The 19,367-nt window shown below is 68.1% G+C and carries 12 protein-coding genes; 7 read left to right on the top strand and 5 right to left on the bottom strand.

What is annotated here, in order from left to right:
- The first annotated feature begins 102 nt into the window (after positions 1 to 102).
- From pth to sufU, 7 genes are all read left to right on the top strand, one after another.
- Complete coding sequence (gene pth, locus C560_RS0107695; RefSeq protein WP_026537746.1) at positions 103 to 690, top strand: aminoacyl-tRNA hydrolase; 588 nt, start codon at positions 103 to 105, stop codon at positions 688 to 690.
- A 239-nt stretch (positions 691 to 929) separates the two neighbouring features.
- Complete coding sequence (locus C560_RS0107690) at positions 930 to 3,674, top strand: helix-turn-helix transcriptional regulator (protein ID WP_026537745.1); 2,745 nt, start codon at positions 930 to 932, stop codon at positions 3,672 to 3,674.
- Positions 3,652 to 6,375 (top strand): LuxR family transcriptional regulator, encoded by a 2,724-nt coding sequence (locus C560_RS0107685; RefSeq protein ID WP_331280266.1) that lies wholly within the window; start codon positions 3,652 to 3,654, stop codon positions 6,373 to 6,375. Before C560_RS0107690 ends, C560_RS0107685 begins: the two co-directional genes overlap by 23 nt.
- Positions 6,376 to 6,661: 286 nt before the next feature.
- A complete protein-coding gene (locus C560_RS0107680) occupies positions 6,662 to 9,403 on the top strand; it encodes a LuxR family transcriptional regulator (RefSeq protein ID WP_026537743.1) in 2,742 nt (913 codons plus the stop codon).
- Positions 9,404 to 9,474: 71 nt separating this feature from the next.
- On the top strand, positions 9,475 to 12,198 hold the full coding sequence (locus C560_RS0107675) for a helix-turn-helix transcriptional regulator (protein WP_026537742.1): 2,724 nt from the start codon (positions 9,475 to 9,477) through the stop codon (positions 12,196 to 12,198).
- Between the two features lie 861 nt (positions 12,199 to 13,059).
- Positions 13,060 to 14,367 (top strand): SufS family cysteine desulfurase, encoded by a 1,308-nt coding sequence (locus C560_RS0107670; RefSeq protein WP_026537741.1) that lies wholly within the window; start codon positions 13,060 to 13,062, stop codon positions 14,365 to 14,367.
- Positions 14,368 to 14,378: 11 nt separating this feature from the next.
- Positions 14,379 to 14,834, top strand: a complete 456-nt coding sequence (gene sufU / locus C560_RS0107665) for a Fe-S cluster assembly sulfur transfer protein SufU (RefSeq protein WP_026537740.1) — start codon at positions 14,379 to 14,381, stop codon at positions 14,832 to 14,834.
- Between the two features lie 10 nt (positions 14,835 to 14,844).
- On the opposite strand, the gene C560_RS0107660 is transcribed toward sufU, so the two are convergent.
- From C560_RS0107660 to C560_RS0107640, 5 genes are all read right to left on the bottom strand, one after another.
- Positions 14,845 to 16,158 (bottom strand): UDP-glucose dehydrogenase family protein, encoded by a 1,314-nt coding sequence (locus C560_RS0107660; RefSeq protein WP_026537739.1) that lies wholly within the window; start codon positions 16,156 to 16,158, stop codon positions 14,845 to 14,847.
- Between the two features lie 29 nt (positions 16,159 to 16,187).
- Entirely contained in the window at positions 16,188 to 16,631 is a 444-nt protein-coding gene (locus tag C560_RS0107655) for a VanZ family protein (RefSeq protein WP_081801648.1), read from the bottom strand.
- 111 nt (positions 16,632 to 16,742) lie between these two features.
- The gene (locus C560_RS0107650; RefSeq protein ID WP_018774651.1) at positions 16,743 to 16,964 is read right to left on the bottom strand and encodes an SCO4848 family membrane protein; all 222 of its coding nucleotides are present in this window, start codon (positions 16,962 to 16,964) and stop codon (positions 16,743 to 16,745) included.
- A gap of 4 nt (positions 16,965 to 16,968) precedes the next feature.
- Entirely contained in the window at positions 16,969 to 17,466 is a 498-nt protein-coding gene (locus tag C560_RS0107645; protein ID WP_026537737.1) for a DUF2505 domain-containing protein, read from the bottom strand.
- Between the two features lie 48 nt (positions 17,467 to 17,514).
- Positions 17,515 to 19,080: an SDR family oxidoreductase gene (locus C560_RS0107640; RefSeq protein WP_026537736.1), complete on the bottom strand. Its 1,566-nt coding sequence runs from the start codon at positions 19,078 to 19,080 to the stop codon at positions 17,515 to 17,517.
- Positions 19,081 to 19,367: the final 287 nt, after the last annotated feature.

Raw genomic sequence — 19,367 nt, 5'->3', positions numbered from 1 at the left:
TTACCGCGGCCGGGTCCCTCAGGGGCCCGGCCGCCGTCGTCTCCGGCCGCGCCCCGCTGGCCGCGCCCCGTCCCACTGACCGTCCCACCGAAGGACTGATCCATGACCGACACCTGGCTGATCGTAGGCCTTGGCAACCCCGGATCCGAGTACAGCCACAACCGGCACAACGTCGGCCAGATGGTCCTGGACGAACTCGCCTCACGCGTCGGCGGCGGCTTCAAGTCGCACAAATCGCGTGCCCAGGTCCTCGAAGGGCGCCTGGGCATCGGCGGGCCCCGGATCGTGCTGGCCAAGCCGCTGTCCTACATGAACGTCTCCGGCGGTCCGGTGTCTGCCCTGGCCCAGTTCTACGGGATCGATCCGGCCCATGTCATTGCCGTCCATGACGAGATCGACATCCCCTTCGACACCGTGCGGCTCAAGATCGGCGGCGGCGAGGGCGGCCACAACGGACTGCGCGATATTTCCAAGGCCCTGGCCACCAAGGACTACCTGCGCGTGCGGGTGGGCGTCGGGCGTCCGCCCGGACGGATGGAGACCGCGGACTTTGTCCTGCGTGACTTTTCCGCGCCGGAGAAGAAGGAACTGCCCTTCCTCATCGACTCAGCCGCCGACGCCGTCGAAGTTCTGGTCCGGGATGGCCTCACCGCCGCCCAGCAAAAGTTCCACCCCGCCAAGGCGACGTAGCGCCTCTAGGACGTCAACGCAGGCAAAATAGCACTCGGCCAAAATGCCCCGACGGCGGCCCGGCCCGGGCCCACGGCAGGCGCCGGACGACTAAGTTGCATGCGGATTACGGGTTTCCTTTCCAAGCTTTCCGCATTCCGGCTATGATCTGTCTACTCTCATGTCGGGGGATAGGGATACGCTACTTCTAAGTGGGCAGTCCGGGGTTGCTGTCTGCAAAGCGGTACGAAGGAAACTACATGTCGAGGGATTCGCTGGGCTGGGGGAATGTTTCCACTACATTGGCACCCGCCGAAGAAGAACATGCTGCCGGCCAGGTCGCGAGACACGGCTGGTCCGGTTTGGCGCGGAATGCTGATGCCGAGCGTGTCCGCCAGGAACTGCTTGCCCACGAGCGGATGGGCGTCGTCATCACCGGCGACCGCGGTGTGGGCAAGACGCTTGTCGGCAGGACTGCCCTCGCCGGCTTCGGGCCCGAGGTGTACACCATCCAGCTCCGCAGTTCAGGGCCGGGTTCGGCAACTCCATACGGCTGCCTCGCCTTCACCCTTGCGCGGCTCCCGCAGAGTTCCCTGGGCTCGCCGACCGCCATCCTGCACGGCATTACCTCGCTGATACGCGACGACGCCGCCGGCCGCCAGTGCGTGATCCTGCTGGACAACGCCGGCGCCCTCGACGAACTCAGCACCGGGGTCCTGCTCAACCTGCTGCAGACCCGTACCGCCCGGTTGATCGCAACTGCCCAGCGCACAACTGACCTTCCGCCCGACTTCTACTGGCTCATCACCTCGGGCCAGCTTGCCGAGGTCCGGCTCGCCAACCTGACCGAGCTCGAGACCCTGGAGGTGCTGCAGTCAGCCTTGGGCCATCGGGTCTCGACCGCCCTGGCAAGCCAGCTGCACCAGCTGGTCGGCGGCAGCCCCACGCTCCTGCAGGCCGTCGTCTCAGAACAAATCGAACGCGGAAACCTTGTCCTGTCCGGATCCGTGTGGACACTGCTCGATGAGGTTGTGCTGGATGGCCGCACGGCGCTGGAGGATATTGTCCGGGCCAGGTATGCCAGGGAAACACCCGAGGCCCGGGAAGTCATCGACGTCCTCTCCTGCGCCCGGACCCTGCCCCTGTCCCGGCTTGCCAGGATGTACAGCCCCGGTGTTATCGCCGACATGGAAGAGGCCGGCCAGATCGTGGTCGACCGCGCGGACCGGCACCTCGTCACGCTGGGCGACCGCTACCTCGGCGACATTGTCCGCAACTGGCTCAGCGTGGAGCGCCGGCTGGAGCTCCGGGACAAGGTGCCCGGGCACCAGGAACACGAGCTGGACGAGCTGACCGTGGAAGACCTGCTGGCCTACGCGGCTTGGACCCACGACTGCCACGCCCAGCTGGCACCCGCCCATGCCGTGGCGGCTGCCAGTGCCGCCGTCAAACTCTTCGACCCGAAATTTGCCCTCAAATGCGCCGGCAGCCTCTCTCCCTCGGACCCTGAGTGGGCAGAAGGACAGCTGCAGAAATCGGCCGCCTACCTCCAACTCGGCCTGCCGCTGCAGGCCATGTCCGCGCTGGACGACGTTTCCGAGCGGCAGGTCAACGACCTCGCGGCCGAGAACTTTGCCGAATTCATCGCGGCCAAGGCTGACTGCATGGCCTGGCTGGACGACCGCTCCGGCCAGGTCCCCGAACTGCTCCAGCAGGCCAGGGTCCGGCTCCAGGACCTGAGCCTGGACGAGCCGTCCCCCGCCCCTGCGGCGCTGGCCCGGGCCGGGCTTTGCCTGGATCTGTGCGAGTTCAACTATTTCTCCTTCATCGGGGATTTCGAGCCCATGATGGAGCGGCTTACCACCGCGGCCACCACGGACGTTCCGGGGGCCGATCCCGTGCACCGGCTCAGGTCGGCCATCATCCTGATGGAGGCCTGGTCAATGACCGGTCACGAACTCGATGCCCGCGCACTCATGCGGGAAATCGGTGGGCAGCTGGGCGAGTGGTCCAACGTGCCGCGCATCCGCGAAAACTTCGCGTGGCGCTCTTTCAACGTGCTGCTCCTCTCGGGCCTGTGGCGCCAGGCCATCGACATGCTCAAGGACGCGAGCGGCCGGGCCGGGCACGGGCTGCATTCCGGCAGCGCCGCAACAGACCTCGCCGTCGGGCTCGCCTATGTCTATGCCGGCCGCGGGTACATGGCACTGGATCCGTTGCTGGCCGCGATCGCCCAGCTGGAGGTCCGGGCGAGCCTGCAGTCCCTGCGCCAGGCCTACGCCGCCACGGCTTTTGCCTACGCCCAGACCGGCAACTCGGTCCAGGCCACGGTCTACCTGGACCGGGCCCGCTCGGCTGACGGCCCGGCCCGCTTCACGGCTGGCAGTTCCACCGAGTTCTGCATGGATATGGCGTCGCGGTGGCTCGGTGACCCCGAGGCCAAGGACCGGCTGATACGGTCCGCGGAGGAACATTTCCGGAAGGGCCGCTACACGCTGGCCGGCATCTGCATGCTCGGGGCCACCGTCAACGGAACCGTCAAGGATTTTCTTTACATGGAGGAAATCGCCGGGTTGCGGCAGGGACCGCTTGCCGAGCTGTCCCGGACGGTCGCCGTCGGCAGCCGGAAGAAGGACGCCGCGATCATGCTCGAAGCCGCCGAGCAGGCCGCGGGCCTCGAACTGGACGCCGTCCAGGCCCGGTGCGCCGCGCTCGCATTCGACTTCGCCAAGGGCGCCGGGCTGACCGCCAGTGCCAACGCCGCCTACAGCATGCTTGAGAGCCTCTCGGAGTCCGTACCGGCGCTGCCCGTCATGCCGCGCAACAAGGGCCCGCTGCTGACGGACCGCGAGCGGCAAATCGCCACCCTGGCCGGGAACGGGGTCTCCAACAAGGACATCGCCCTGGAGGTGGGCATTTCCGTCAGGACTGTGGAGGGCCACCTGTACCAGGTGTTCACGAAGCTCGGCGTTTCTTCGCGAAGTGATCTGCTTGGACTCATCTAAGGGGCCGGCGGGAACTCCCGGCACGGTGCCGAACCGCGCCTTGACCGGGAGGTCGGAAGATTTGATGTCAGCAGTGGAAGCCCTCCGGGGCGGCAGCCACGTGGCCGTGTTCGTCCTCGGCGACAGCGGGATGGGCAAGTCACGGCTCATCGAGGCCGTTGTCGGGGAGCTGGGCCCGGACGTGACGCCGGTGCCGATCCACGGCAGCGCGTCGCTGACGAAGGTGCCCTACGGTGTCCTCGGCCCCTTCATCGTCGGACTGCCGGTCCAGGAAGCAACATCGCAGCTGGCCGTGTTGAGGACGCTGTGGGCGCATCTGGAGGAGCAGAAGCGGGCCACCCAGAAGCCCCTCCTGCTGGTCGTCGACGACGCACACGATCTCGACGAGGCGACGGCCGGAATCCTTGCGGAGCTGGCGGCGGCCGGCTGGGCGAAACTGCTCGTGGGCGCGGCCGCCCGGCCCGGACTGCCGGAACCGCTCCTGCAGCTCTGGTTTGAAGGGATCGCCGAACGGCACGACCTCCGCCCGCTCACCCTCGCGCAGACCACAGAGATGCTGGAGGGCGAGCTCGGCTCGCAAGTGCTGCCAAACGTCGCCGAGATCCTCTGGGAGGCTTCCGGCGGCAACCCGATGCTCCTCAACGGACTCCTGGACGACGCCAAGAACGACGGGACGCTGCTGCGGCGCAACGGTGTCTGGTTGTTCACCCGGCACCTGAACAGCCACGGCGACCGGCTGACCGACGTCGTGCGCCGCCAGCTGCTGATGCGCTCGCCGGAAGAACGGCAGGCGCTGAACCTGGTGGCGCTGGCCGAACCCGTGTCCCGGGAACTGATCGAGTCCGTGGCCGGCGAAGAGGCCGTGGGATCGCTGATCGACAGCGAACTGATCCGGGTCACGGACACCGGGTCGGGTGAGCTGCGGCTGTGGCATACCGTGTACGGCGACACGCTGCGGAACCTGATTTCGCCGGCCAGGAGCCTACAGCTTCGGCAGAGCCTGCTGCGCAAGATGGACAGCGAGCCGACGTCGGCCGAGGGACTGTTGCGGCATGTGAGCTGGTCGATCGAATGCGGCGCGGAGGTCGAGGACCGGCAGCTCCTGAGGGCCGCCGTGCTGGCAAGCCGGCTTTACGAGGACGAGCTCGCCCGCAAGGCTGCCGTCCTTGTCAAGGATCCGGAACTGAAGATGGCGGCCCGCGCCGTGATAGCACGGACCCGCTACAACGCCTCTGACTACGTGGCGGCCCGGGATATCCTCGACGCCGATTTCGGCCAGGGAAACAGCATCCCCGGGCTCCTGACCGGATCCCTCCTGTGGGCCGCAGCGATGTCAGCGCTGGGCCACACGCCGGCAGAGATCATGAAGCGGGCACAGGCGCTCCGACGCGCGGCCGAACGCCTCGCCGCCGCCCTGCCGGACGACGCCGAAGCCATTCACCGTGCCACGGAAGAGCGGCTGGAGACCATGGAAGCCATGGTCCTGGCGCTGGCAGGCGAGTACGCGGCCGCTCCGGCCGCGGCGGCGTCCGCCGGGGACGCGGCTGCCGGCACCCCGCCGTCGAACACCCTCGTGCAGGCGTTCCGGCTCTGCCTCGACGCGGAGCGGCTCCTGGCCGGCGGCAAGGGACTGAGCGCCCTCGCCGCGATGACCCGGGCCATGGAGGCCGCCGGGGCCGATCACGATGAGCTCTACTTCCTCACCGACTTCCTCGTGGTCCGGTCCGCAGCCGCCGCAATCCACTCTGGCGACTGGCAGGGGGCGGAGAGCCTCCTGACCGGCTTCGTCGCCGGTTCCGGGCCGAACTTGATTTCCTTCGGCGGGGGAGTGCACGCGGCTCACGGCATCATCCTGCTCTACCAGGGCAAGGCTGCCCAGGCCCTGAACACGCTGAGTGCCGCGCTCGAAGCGCTGCGGTTGACCGACCCTCAGCAGCTTTTCGCGCTCACGGCGGCCATGGCCTTCGCGGCAGCCGCCGAAGTCGGTGCCCAGACGAAGGCAGAGCTTCTCCTCGCCGACTTCGAGGCAGCCCCCGCGGCCTTGCCAAGGTACATGCGCTCGCTGGCCGCGATGGCCGTGGTCTATGGAAAAGCCCGGCTCGGGAACTACCCCGGTGCCATCGCGGAACTGAAGCGGCTCGGCCGCCCGTACCCGGAGGTGGACACCGCCGGCCTTGAGCTCGACTCGCTGGCCTTTTGCCTGGCCCTGGGGGACACGGACTCCGCGCCGAGGCTGCTCGAACTCCGGGCCGGGCTTGAGGGCCCAAGGCCCGCCGCGATCTGCGCCTACGCTGCAGCCATCAGCACGGACAACGCCGCCGACCTCCTTGAGGCCGCGAAAACCTGTGAGACGGCGGAGCTGTGGGCCTTTGCCGCCCTTGCCTACGACGCCGCGGCGCACGCCTACCGGGCCGCGGGCGACACCCTCAGGGAGCGCATGGCCAACTCCCAGCGGAAGCGGTGCCTGGACCGGGCCGACGACCTTCCCGGTGACGAAGCGGCCAAGAGCGATGACTCACTCGGCATACTGACCCGCCGCGAGCGCGACATTGTGGCGCTTGCGGTTCGCGGCCTCACCGACCGGCAGATTGCCGCGGAGCTGCAGGTGTCCGTGCGCACGGTTGAGGGCCATCTCTATCGCAGCTACGCCAAGCTCAATGTCAAGGGCCGTGAACAGCTTCCCGGCATCGGCGGGCACTAGCGGCAGGCAAAGGGAAGATGGCTCTTGGGGCCGTATCCGGAGCAACGGCGGCCCCTGGCGGGCCGTAGTTCCCGTGTCCGGGCCGCTACGGTCGCCGGACACGTGCAGCGGGATTGCGACTACTTGGTTTGGGCCTTGCGGCGGCGCCGGTCCAACTGAGTACAGCTACGTAGAGCGGGCCGAATACTCGCTGCGTAATCGAGTACTACTTACGCATCCGGAAAATACGCGTAGTCCCTACCGTTGAGGTATCACCGCTCACACTTTGATTGCGAAGGTCTCTCATATGTTCCAGCAAGACGCCGGCTTGCCTGCGGGCAGCGGCCAGACAGAAGTAGTGTTTCCGGCGCAAAGAAACGGTTACGGCCGCAGTAAGGACAGACCCTTCACCCGCCAGGAAGTCGTTGCCGACATCGTCGGGACCCTGACGTCGGGTTCCGGCTGCGGCATAGTACTCGTGGGCGACCACGGGGCCGGCAAGTCCTTTATCGCCCAGCGTGCCCTTGAGCAACTCGGCGACGAGTACCTGGTAGTCCAGGTCAGGGGCAGCTCCATATCCTCCAAGCTTCCCTACGGGGCCCTGAGTGTCCTGCTCAACGACCTCGACGCCTCCCACCTCGAGCACCCGCTGATGGTGCTGCGCGGACTGACCCAGCTGCTCCACACCAAATCCGAGGGCCGGGAAATCGTCCTCTTCGTGGACAACGCCCACGACCTCGACGAGCTCTCCAGCATGATGGTGGCCCAGTTGAGCGCCGGGTCCCATGTCACGTTGCTGGCGGCGTGCGTGGACATGCCCCACATCGGCGGCGACATCATGGGCCTGTGGAAGGATGACCTGCTCCGACGGGTGGACCTCGGACCGTTCGACTTCGAAGAGACGGCATCAACGTTGCACCACGAATACGGCGGCCGGTTCTCCCTCACCGCCGCCCGGGCGCTCTGGAGCGCGAGCGGTGGCAACCCCTTGTTCCTCCATTCCCTGGCCCGGGAACAGATCAAGCTGGGCACAGTCGTCCGCCAGGACGGTGTATGGTTCCTGGGCAACGGCCCCATCGCCTTGACCGGAGAGATCCGGGACGTCGTGAAGGCACGCCTCAACCGGCTCGGCAACGGCCAGCGCGACGTCTTTGAACTGCTGGCCCTCGCCGGGGCGGTCCCGCTGCAGACCCTCATGCTCATCGCCAACCCGCAGGATATGGACGCGCTCCAGGAACGGGCCCTGATCCGGGTCACCCATGACCATCCGCCGATGGTCAGCGTCGCCAACCCGGTCACCGCCGGCATTGTCGCTAACGTGGTACCGCCCGGGCGCAGCGCCGAACTCCGCCGCCGGCTCACGGCCGTGCTCCAGGAGTCGGACACGGTCGACACGGGCGGGTCGGCCGGTGTCGCCTGGGCTCTGGACTGCGGGGAAGAGGTGAGCACCGGGGTGGCCCTGGCGGCCGCCCGCGCCGCGAACGGTGCATCCGACCACGCCGCCGCCTTGCGATTTGTCCAGGAGGTCGAAGGAAGCGAACCGGCCGCCCTGATCGCCATCGAAACAGCAAATGCCCACATCTCGGTGAACAACGAGGAGTCCGCGCGCCGGGTGCTGGAGGCCCTCGATGACGACGCGTGCGCGAAGCTTCCCTTGGGCGAGTGGACCGCCTTGCAGCTCCTGCGCGTGGAACTGGACAAACGCAGCACCGTGCCGGGCGCCGATCCCGAGGCGCGGATCCAGGAGTTCGCAGAGCGGCTGGCTGCCGAGCCCGCGGCGCAGAGTTCAGTTGTAATGGCAGCCCGGGAGCGGCTGCGGCTGGCCGAGGCTGGGCTCGCCGCCTTCCGTGGACGCTACGCCGAAGTCCTGGCCATAACAGACGGCATGGACGCGGCAGACCTGGGCAGCGAACCAAGGATTTTGACCGCCAGTGTGCGCAGCGAGGCCCTGGCCGTCACCGGCAACGTGGTGCGGGCCCTGGCCCTGGGCCAGCAGATCCTGGCGGCCACAGCCAGCGTGCGTCTCACGGACCATGCGGTTCGTGAGATCAGAGGCAGGTTCCTGCTCCTCCTGTTGCTCTCGGGCAAGTTCAAGGAAACGTCCGTCTATCTCGAGGAGACGTACAGCGGCGGAGAGCCCCAGACCAGGCTGGGAGGGATGTTTGAGATAGGGCACGGCGTCATGGACCTCCATGCCGGACACCTCGACGACGCCTTGTCCCGGCTTCAGGCAGGCCGCTGGCAGCTTCGGGCGCAGGACCCCGACGCTTTGGGTGGCCTGGCCGCGGCCGTGTGCGCCTATGCCGCCGCGCTCCAGGGCGAAGAGGAAAAGGCCGGCCTGCTACTTGGCGATCTTGCCCAGGTCCGGCGGCCCGCGGCCTGGCTGGTGGAACGGCTCACACGCTATTTCGAACTGTCGGCCCAGGCCGAACTCGGTCAGAGGGCAATGTCCATCCGCGCACTCTCGGCAGAAGCGGGCAACGACGCCGAAACTTCAGCACTGGCCCCCGCCCTCCTGTTCCAGTCCGCCGCCGCCCGGCTGGGGGACCGCCAGGCGGGCCAGAAGCTCGGCAGCCTGAGCGGGCGGGTGACCGGACAATTCGCGGCCCTGTGCTCGCGGCTGGCCGAAGGCATGCGGGAGGCTGACAGCGAAATGTTACTGGGGGCATCCAAGGACGCTGAAGCATTCGGTAACACCGTGTTCGCCAGGGACGCGGTGCGGAAAGCCGTCGGCTGCGCGAACGACGCCGGCAACCGGATCGCGCTGCGGATCGCCCAGCGGGCGCAGCAGTCCCTCGATGACAAGTTCGGCAGTCCCAAGAACGGTTTGCGTTCCCTCACAACCTCAACCCTGACGGCGAGGGAATGTGAAGTGGCGGTCCGGGCCGCTGCCGGTACATCCAACCGCAAGATCGCGGAACAGATGCACGTATCGGTCCGCACTGTGGAGGGACACCTCTATCAGGTGTATTCGAAGCTGCACGTCGCCAGCCGATCGGAACTCAAAGATGTCATCTCGACTCCGGCAGACAGCGCCCGGCTCGGCTGACCCCGGCAGGCTGCAGGCGGCATCCCGGGCGGCTATTGCCGACGGGCAGAAGCTGGCAGGAAGAACCGGCGATGGAAAGCCTGGCTGAGACCTCAGCGCTGATCGAGCGCTCGGCGCTGGTCAAGGACCTGGTGCGTTGCCTGCGTGACGACACCCGATCAGGTGCGCTCATCATCGGCGGTGCAGGCGCGGGCAAGACCGCCGTCGTCAAAGCCGCCATCCGCGAACTCGAGCCCCACCGCCGCCTGATTCGGCTGACCGCCACCCCGGCCCTGGCCAGCGTTCCTTTCGGTGCCCTGGCGCCGTACTTGTCCCGGCTTCCTGACCGGGAACTCGACTCCAACGCCGCCGTCGTAGAAGCGATGGCGGGCAGCCTGAAATCCGAGGCGGACCGGCCTCTGTTTGTGGTCGACGACGCGCATTGCCTCGACCATGGAACCGTCCGGCAGTTGGCGCAGGCGGCGGCGACTGGCGCCGCCCGAATCCTCGTGGCCTGCCGTCCAGGGCCGATGATTCCGGAAGAGTTCCTCGCGCTCTGGGACGACGGGATTATCGCCAAGTTCGACCTTTACCCGCTGAGCCGGACCGGAACACACCAATTGTGCGAGCAGGTCCTGCGGGCCGACGTATCTCCGTGGGTCAGTGCGTTGTTCCATAAGGCGGCCGACGGCAATCCGCTCATGCTGATGTCCCTGATCCAGCATGCCCGTGCCAGCGGCGCTTTGGGCCTCCGGCACGGCGTGTGGTTCCTACTGGCCAACCCCGACATGGCCCAAGTGCCGGCCGCCGACGTTGTGGACCGGCAGTTGCGCTCCATGACACCGGAGGAAAAGACCGCAGCGACGATCGTCGCCCTGGCAGGACCCCTATCCCTGGCCCAGATTCTGCGGATCAGCGGTCCCAAGGCCGTCGATGCCCTGGACACGGCGGGCATCATCGCTGTCTCCAAGGGGCAGGACCGGCTGGTACGGGCCGCCAGCCCGATCCTTGGCGAGATCATCCGCCACCGGGTCCCGGCCGGCCGCAGTTCGGCCCTGCGTTCGAGCGTGTTGTCGCTTCCGTCGGCGCGGGCTGCGGCGCCGGGAGCGGCCCTCAACCGGCTGCGCTGGTCCATGGATTGCGGCGTAGAGATCCCTCCACTCCAGCTCCTGCAGGCCGCAGTCGCCGCGAACACGGACTTGGACCCTGCGACCGCGTCCCGGGCGGCTGGCGCCATCCGGGACGCCCGGTTCCTCCCCGAGGCCAGGATCCAGTTGGCCTATTCGCACTTCATTGCCGGGCACACCGAGGCCGCTGTCGCGTGTCTCGAGGCCGCACGGCCGGTGCCCTCCGGACGGCCGTCCTACCTGGCTGCCCTGCTCGCAGCCCGGCTCGGGTCTGCGACGCCGGCCCGGCAACAGCATGCCGACGCCGGCACGCAACGCCCAGGCTTGGTGTTGCCCATAGAACCAGGGCAACTGGAATCGCGGGCACGGGATTCGCTGTCTGCGGAAATCGCAGCTTGCGCCGGCGGTCCCGGACACGCTCCGGCAGGACGGCCGTCGGACGGGACAGCCGCCGGGGGACTGGCCACAGAGCTTTTGAGCCGCCCGTGGGATGGCAGTTTCACGGCAGTTGGAACCGTGCTGCGCGAACTCATCGACGCGGCCGGCGCCTATCCCGAAATCCGGGTACCGGCAGTTTCCCTCCTCGCCGAACTTTTGACCGCCCAAGGCCAACTCCGGGCCGGGCTGCGTCTGGACGGCGAGGCATGGGGCGGGGCCCGAAACGCGAGCCTGGAGCTCCCCCTGGTCTACGAGGACCTCGTGGTGCGCCACTGCTTGAACCTGATCTCGGCCGGCGACTGGGACCGGCTCGGAAATGTCCTGGACGATTACGCGGCCCGTGAGCCTGGACGGCTGCTGTACAGCGGCGGCATGCTGCACCTCATGCGGGGATATTCGCGGTTGCGGCAGGGCAGGATGCGTGAAAGCCTGGCCGAACTGCGGCTTGGTGTGGAGGAACTGACAATCGCCGACCCGTTGGGCCTGTTGCCGTTTGCGCGCGCCGTCGCGGCCTATGCCGCAGGCGCCGTCGGTCGCCACCATGAGGCCCGCCAGCATGTGCTGGCCTACCGGCTTTCGGTGTACCGGGAGCCGAAAACCCTTCACCTGCTGGCAGAGGCGTACTGCCGGGCGGCTGAACCCGGCGAGGGGCCCGGAGGGAGCGGTGCCGGGGCGTTGGCGCGGCTGGCGGACGAGGCCCTGCACGAGAGCCTGCGCGGCGTTGAAACCGATATCAGGCGGCTCGCGCTCCGCGGCGGTGACACTTCGGGCGCCGAGGCACTCGCCCTCAGCAGCGGAGCGGTCGACGGCCCGGAGGCCCGGCTGGTGGAGTCCTACGCGCGAGCGGTGTCGGCGTCCGATGCGTCCGACCTCATTGGCATCAGCGACGACGCGCTCAATGCAGGGCACGGGCTCCTTGCCCTTGAAGCCGCCCAGCAGGCAGAGCGTATCCTGGCAGACGACCCGGAGCGGTGGAGGCTTACCGCGGTCCAGCGCCGGGTCCACCACCGCCTCGTGGAGGCCGGAATGGCCGCGCAATTAGAGGTCGTCCGCAGCGATCATGGCGCCCCGTTGACTGCCCGTGAGACCGAAGTCCTGGAACTGGTGTCGGGCGGGGCCACGAACGCCGAGATCGCCACCGCGCTCTGTGTGTCCCTACGGACCGTTGAGGGGCACTTGTCCAGGATCTTTGCCAAGCTCGGCGTTGGCCGGCGGGCGGACCTCCTGGACCTCGGCCCCCTGCACTCCTGACCGGACCGGGCAGGACATGAATTGGCTAAGGCTGCGTACAGCACGGGTGGCCGCGGGAGCAGCGGGAGTAGCTCCAAGTAGTGCCAAGGCGAGTAGGGCGTCAGAAGTCGGGTAAACGCTACTCGTGTGCAGAGCCGGTCCGGGCGATTGACTTAACCCAGTCCCACGAACAGTTCCAACCCGAACAGCTCCAACCCGAACAGCTCCAACCCCGACAGCTCCAACCCGAACAGCTCACAAAGGTCTCAAAATGAGGAACTTGAGGGCGGTTATCAACCGCAAGCATGGACCGAGGAAAGTATGGTCTCGAATTCCTTGCTTGCGGATGCAGCCACTGCCACCATTAGAGGTGATCGGGCCGTAATCTTTTCCACCAACTCCTTCATTGGAACCGTGCGGTGCCCCAACGGGCAGCCACACGCCAAGGTCGGAGCCGGCGGCGTCAGAGCCTTCTGAGACCGAGGCTCTCCCCCCAGCCGCCGCCGGCTCCCTTAATCGGTCTGAACGCGGGTCCGCGCCATCGAGAAGCGCTAACCGGGCATGTGCGCCGTCGGGGATCGCCGCAGGGGGTAGCGGCGTGTGACGCCGCCTTGTGGGCATTCCTGCGCCGGTCCCGGCATCAAGCGCCGGCACGTCGGGCAAGCGCCCGCCACCGCAGTGCTGGCCGGCTAGAGGTTCCGGCGCCGCCGTTGGATGTCACCCCCACCGAGTTCCGCGGTGTGCGGGTCCGCGCGGCGGCCGCGCAGGAGCGCGGCGGGAACGTGGGATAATTAGGCTTAATCTGTGTGACGTATTTTCCGCGCTGGCTGCCAGGCCGGCGCGGCGTACGCCGCAGCGAACGCCGATCCAGGAGTCTCCGCCATGGTTGCCACCCCAGCCCACCTCCGCCGCTCTGCCGCCGCGCTCGGAAACGAGGAGGTCCTGAGGATCCGCAACGACTTCCCGATCCTGCAGCAGCACGTCAACGGCAGGCCGCTCGTCTACCTGGACTCCGGTGCCACCTCGCAGAACCCGCTCAGCGTGCTCGCGGCCGAGCAGGAATTCTATGAGCAGCGGAACTCCGCGGTCCACCGCGGGGCACACCACCTCGCCGTCGAGGCCACCGAGGCGTTCGAAAACGCCCGGGAAACGGTGGCGGACTTTGTCGGGGCGGAGTGGGATGAGCTGATCTGGACCTCCAACGCCACGGAGGGCCTGAACCTGCTCACGTACTCCTTCCTCAACGCGTCCCTGCCGGGCGCCGGACCCGAAGCGGCCCGGTTCGCCCTGGCCCCCGGCGACGAGCTCGTCGTCACGGAGATGGAGCACCACGCCAACCTGATCCCCTGGCAGGAGCTGGCGGCCCGGACCGGCGCCGTCGTGAAGTTCATCCCGATCGACGACGCCGGCGCACTGGACCTGGAGGCCGCCGCCGGCATCATCGGCCCGCGCACCCGCGTCCTGGCTTTCACGCACGCGTCAAACGTGCTCGGCACCATCAACCCGGTGGCCGCCCTGGTGGCCCTGGCCCGGTCCGCCGGGGCCCTCGTGGTGCTCGACGCCTGCCAGTCCGCCCCGCACCTGCCCCTGGATGTCAAGGCGCTCGACGTCGACTTTGCGGTGTTCTCCGGGCACAAGATGCTCGCCCCCACCGGCATCGGCGCCCTCTTTGGCCGCTCGGAGCTGCTCAACGCGATGCCGCCGTTCCTGACCGGCGGCTCCATGATCACCACCGTCACGATGGAACGGGCAGGTTTCCTGCCCAGCCCGCAACGCTTCGAGGCCGGCACCCAGCGCATCTCGCAGGCGGTGGCTCTCGCCGCGGCGGTAAACTACCTCAGCGAAACCGGGATGGACCGCATCCACGCCTGGGAAGCCGAACTCGGCCAGCGACTCGTGCGTGGCTTGGAATCCATCCCCGGGATCCGGGTGCTGGGTCCCGCGGCCGGGCAGGAACGGATTGGCCTGGCGGCATTCGACGTCGCGGGCGTCCACGCGCACGACGTCGGCCAGTTCCTGGACAGCCGCGGCATCGCCGTGCGCGTCGGCCACCACTGTGCCCAGCCCCTGCACCGCCGGCTCGGGCTGACAGCGACGACGCGCGCCAGCACGTACCTTTACAACACCACGGACGATGTGGACGCGTTCCTGAACGCGGCCGCCGATGTCCGTGCCTACTTCCAAGCCTAGGACGGACATCCATGAGTCTTGACCAGCTTTACCAGCAGATCATCCTCGAACACGCCAAGGCCCGGCACGGCAGCGGCCTGGCCGCCGCGGACGCACCTAAGGAGGCCAGCTGCGGCCAGTCGCACCAGCTGAATCCGACCTGCGGCGACGAAATCACGGTCCGGGTGTCCGTGGCCGGCGGGAAGGTCAGTGAGCTGCGCTGGGACGGCGACGGCTGCTCAATCTCGATGGCCTCGGCGTCCGTGCTGACGGACCTCGCCGAGGGCATGACCGTCGCGGAACTCCGTACCGTCATCGACAGCTTCCGCGAGGTGCTGCGCTCGCGCGGCAAGGTGCCGGCCGACCCCGAGGTCCTCGGCGACGCCGCGGCGTTCGAGGGCGTGTCCCGCTACGCTGCCCGGGTCAAATGCGCCATGCTCTCCTGGGTGGCCGCGGAGGACGCCCTCGGCCAGGCGCTGACGGCCTGACGGCAACACGTCAGGGCCGGCCCAAGCCCTTGTAGGTCCACCCGGCGGCCCGCCACTTGGCAGGGTCCAGGACGTTGCGGCCATCCAGGATGCGCGGCGCGGACACGAGGGCTTTGGCCGCGTGCGGATCCAGCTCCCGGTACACCTGCCACTCGGTCAGCAGCAGCACGGCATTGGCCCGGTGCAGCGTCGTCTCAAGGTCCGGTTCCAGCTGGAGTTCGGGGAACCGCTTGGCGGCGTTGGGCAGCGCCTGGGGATCGGTGACCGTCACCACTGCGCCCTGCAATTGCAGCTGCGCGGCGGCGCTCAACGCGGGGGAGTCCCGGACGTCGTCGCTTTCGGGCTTGAACGCCGCACCCAGGACGGCGACCCGCTGGCCCAGCAGGGACCCGCCGCACAGTTCGCGCGTCAGCTCCACCACCCGGGTCCGGCGCCGCATGTTAATCGCATCCACTTCCCGCAGGAATGTCAGGGCCTGGTCCGCCCCCAGCTCGCCGGCGCGGGCCATGAAGGCACGGATGTCTTTGGGCAGGCACCCGCCGCCGAATCCGATGCCTGCGTTCAGGAACTTCCGCCCGATCCGCTCGTCGAGCCCGATCGCATCAGCCAGCCGGGTGACGTCAGCGCCGCTGGCTTCGCAGACCTCGGCCATGGCGTTGATGAAGGAGATCTTGGTCGCTAGGAACGAGTTGGCTGCCGTCTTCACCAGTTCCGCCGTGGCGTAGTCCGTCACCAACCGGGGTGTGCCGGCTGCGAGGGGCGTCTCGTAGACCCTGTCGAGGACGGCCACCGCGGGATGGTCTTCGCTGCCGTCCGGCGTGCCGTAGACAAACCGATTCGGGTTCAAAGTGTCCGTCACGGCATGGCCTTCGCGCAGGAACTCGGGATTCCAGACCAGCGAGGCGCCGGGCTCTGCGTCCGCCAGCACCTCGGCCAGCCCCGCGGCGGTTCCCACCGGTACCGTGGATTTCCCGGCGACGACGTCGCCGGGGGAGACGTACTCAGCGAGCGAGGCGACGGCGGCGTCGACGAAGCGCAGGTCGGCGCCGTTTTCGCCGCGCTTCTGCGGTGTTCCGACACAGATGAAGTGGACCTCGGCGCCGCGGGCGGCCGCCATGTCGGTGGTGAACCGCAACCGGCCCGACTCCTCAAGTTGGGACAACAGGTCGTCGAGCGCGGGTTCGTAAAAGGGGGCATGGCCTGCTGAAAGCTGGGCCACCTTGTGTTCGTCGACGTCGATTCCGACAACGTCGTGACCCAGCTTTGCCATGCAGGCAGCATGTACCGCGCCCAGGTAACCGCAACCAATGACCGAAATCCGCATAGTTCCGATTTCCTCCCGTCGGGCCCTGTTCACAGGGTACGTGGTGGACGTCGGGATCGAACAGCCTCTCGGCGTGCCATGAACAGCCTGGCCGCCAGCGCGCCGGCCATGGCGCCGATCGTGTTCGCGGCGACGTCGGCCGCGGAGGGAAAGCGCGCCGGCAGGAATGTCATTTGGCCGAGTTCGATCACGACGGAGAGCATGAACCCGGCGACGGCCCCGCCCCACCAGAGCCGCCGGCCCAGGATGATGGCGACCAGGGCGCCCAGCGGAGCGAACAGGACCACGTTCGAGGAAAATTCCACGACCCCGTAGTCGAACCAGGGAGGGACGCCCCAGCGGTGCAGTTGCCGGAGCCACCGATTGAGGTAAGTGGCCGCACCCCGGTCAACGGGCACCGGCCAGAAGGCAATCAGGCCGAGGACCGGAACACACGCGCACAGGCCCCAGATGGCGACGCGGCGGGGTAGCAATTGGCGTCCCCTTTCAGCGGTGCACCTTTTTTGCTGATTCTAGCGGCCGGCACGCCCTGAAAGCAGGAAACCGGCACACCGGCGGGCATATGACCGCCGGTGTGCCGGATGCTAGCTGAGCAGCCCGGCCACGCCTATCGCCGCCGTCGCGGCCCCCAGCAGCATGGAGATGCTGACCAGGACCACATGGACGGTCAGGAAGCGTGTGGCCTTGCCGTTGGCGTCGCGGGCACGCGGATCCTTCATGACCCGGCGCAGGAACTGCGGCCAGACAACCAGGGACCAGACGCCGGCGACGATCAGGACGACGGCGAGGACCGCGGGCAGTTCCACTGGGTCAGTGGCTTTCGAGCCAGGCCTGGGCCTGCTGGGACTGCAGGTTCAGGGCCTTGCCGACCATGGGTTCTGCGGCGTCGGCGATCTTGCCGCCGAGGAACGGCACCGAGGAGGTCACGTCGCCCTCGAGCTCGATCCGGGTGCTGCCGCCATCGGACACGAGACGCTGGACAGCGTTCACGTCCAGCGGTGCGCCGGAGACCTTCAGGGAGATCGTGCTCTGCCGGGAACCGTCGGCGGAGGGGGCCTCCCAGGCCTCCAGCTGCGTCACCTTCAGGCTTGCGCCGACAAATTTCCGGGCGATGTCGGGCATCCGGGTGGTGGGGATGGTCCGCACGGTGGTGGTGCTGAAAGCGCCGGCGGGGTCTCCGTCGATGGCGAAGGATTCCAGGGTGCCGCCAACGAGTTCGCTCGTGTGGCGCAGGAAGTCTTCATTGACGAAAACCGCGGTAACGCGGTCAACGCTGTGCGGAACGGTGGTGGATGCACTCAGGGCCATAGGGGGGTCCTCCGTGATGTGGAAGTGGACGTTTCGGGCTCCAACATCCTACGTCGTGTGCCCGGCTGGCTCCGATTCGAGGTTTTCCAGATCCCGGGCGGCGGCGGTGATATTCCTTGACATGGCGGGAAAAATGATGCTGTGGAACGGCAGCACCGCGAGCCAGTAGAGCCGGCCGCTGAGGCCCTTGGGGAAGAAAATGGCGCGCTGGCGGTAGCGGCTGCCCGTCCCCTCCGGCTCCACGGAAAGTTCGAGCCAGGCCCGGCCCGGGGCCCGCATTTCGGCCCGCAGCCGCAGCAGCCGGCCCCGGTCGATCCTCTCGACCCGCCACCAGTCCACCACCTCGCCCTCGGCCAGCAGGTGCGGGTGCCGGCGGCCCCGCAGAAGCCCCGCCCCGCCCGTGAGCTTGTCCAGCCAGCCGCGCACCTGCCAGGCCAGTGGCAGGGAGTACCAGCCGTTCCGGCCGCCGATTCCTTCGATGACGGTCCACACATACTTGGGGTCCACGTCGCTTTGGAAGCTGCGCTCGTCCACGTACACGGCGTGGCCGGACCAGTCCGGGTCGCTCGGCAGGGGATCGGCGTCGACGCCGGCGCTGGCCCACGTGGTCTCCACCTGGCCGTCGCGTTCCTTGCCCAGGGCGAGGGCCACGGCCCGCCGGTAGGGGGTCAGGCCGCCCTCCGGCACAGGGATGTACGCGTCGATGTCGTGCTCGGCGGCGACGGCGTCGTGCTGCAGCGATTCGACGAGCGGCAGGGACATGGAGAGCGGGATCGGGGTGGTCAGCGCCACCCACAGACCGGCCAGTTTGGGGGCAGGCACCGGCAGCGCCAGCACCACCCGGTGCGGCAGGCCGGCCTCGGCGGCGTATTCCTGCATCATTCCGGCGTAGCTGAGCACCTGGCGGCAGCCGATGTCGAAGGTCCGGTTGATGGTTCCTTCCAGCGACGCCGCGGCCACGAGGTAGTACAGGACGTCGCGGACGGCGATCGCCTCGATCTTGTTGCGCACCCAGCTCGGGGCCGGCATCAGCGGGAGCGTCTCGGACAAGTGCCGGATCATTTCGAACGACGCCGAGCCTGAGCCGATCACAACGCCGGCCTGGAAGACCACTGCGTCCACCGGGCTGTCCAGGAACACCTTCCCCACCGCCTCGCGGGAGCGCATGTGGGTGGACAGTTCGGCGCCGGCCGGGTGCAGGCCGCCGAGGTAGACGATCCGGTCCACCCCGGCGGCGGCCGCGGCCCGGGCAGCCGTCCCGGCCATCGCCTTCTCCTTGGCCTCGAAGCCGGCACCGGCCGCCATGGAATGGACCAGGTAGTACAGGACGTCGACGCCGTCGAGCGCCGCCTGCAGGGCGTCGCCGTCGTCGAGGCTGCTGTGGATCACCTCGACGTCGTCCAGCCACGGCACGCCGGCGATCTTGGCCGGGGTGCGGACCACGACTTTGACCCTGTGTCCGGCTTCCAGGAGCCGGGGGACGAGCCGGCCGCCGATGTAGCCGGTGGCCCCGGTGACGAGCACGGTCTTCGGGGATGCGGCCTTTGCGGTGGCTGCCTGCGGGGCTGGAGCAGGAGTTCCAGCGGGTTCAGGGGTTGCGGTTGTGCCGTTCATGGTGACTCCTTGTCAGCCAGCGGTTGGCGGGTGGCCTACCAAGCCATTCGGTGCGGGGCCCGCTTTGGATGGGCCCGCTTTGGATGGGCCCGCGTTGGAGGGGCCGGCGCTCCTCCAGCCAGCCTAGCCCCGTCGGCGGGGCCCGGGCAGATCACGTGGGCAGTCTCGTCGGCCGGGGCCCGTCGGCGGGCCCCGGGGCTCCGCGGTAGGCTTGGAGGGCCCGGGATTCTCACGAATTTCGGCTATTCGTGTTGCCTGCACCCCGTGATCCCATCAGGAGCAACAGC

It is taken from the genome of Arthrobacter sp. 9MFCol3.1 (genome assembly GCF_000620385.1).
GTDB lineage: Bacteria > Actinomycetota > Actinomycetes > Actinomycetales > Micrococcaceae > Arthrobacter.
This window is presented reverse-complemented; position numbering and strand designations above follow the sequence as displayed.

Coding starts and splice junctions, on each gene's coding strand:
- sufU (WP_026537740.1), top strand. CDS start 14,379: ATGAGTCTTGACCAGCTTTACCAGCAGATCATCCTCGAACACGCCAAG.
- C560_RS0107675 (WP_026537742.1), top strand. CDS start 9,475: ATGGAAAGCCTGGCTGAGACCTCAGCGCTGATCGAGCGCTCGGCGCTG.
- C560_RS0107680 (WP_026537743.1), top strand. CDS start 6,662: ATGTTCCAGCAAGACGCCGGCTTGCCTGCGGGCAGCGGCCAGACAGAA.
- C560_RS0107690 (WP_026537745.1), top strand. CDS start 930: ATGTCGAGGGATTCGCTGGGCTGGGGGAATGTTTCCACTACATTGGCA.
- C560_RS0107670 (WP_026537741.1), top strand. CDS start 13,060: ATGGTTGCCACCCCAGCCCACCTCCGCCGCTCTGCCGCCGCGCTCGGA.
- C560_RS0107645 (WP_026537737.1), bottom strand. CDS start 17,466: ATGGCCCTGAGTGCATCCACCACCGTTCCGCACAGCGTTGACCGCGTT.
- pth (WP_026537746.1), top strand. CDS start 103: ATGACCGACACCTGGCTGATCGTAGGCCTTGGCAACCCCGGATCCGAG.
- C560_RS0107640 (WP_026537736.1), bottom strand. CDS start 19,080: ATGAACGGCACAACCGCAACCCCTGAACCCGCTGGAACTCCTGCTCCA.
- C560_RS0107660 (WP_026537739.1), bottom strand. CDS start 16,158: ATGCGGATTTCGGTCATTGGTTGCGGTTACCTGGGCGCGGTACATGCT.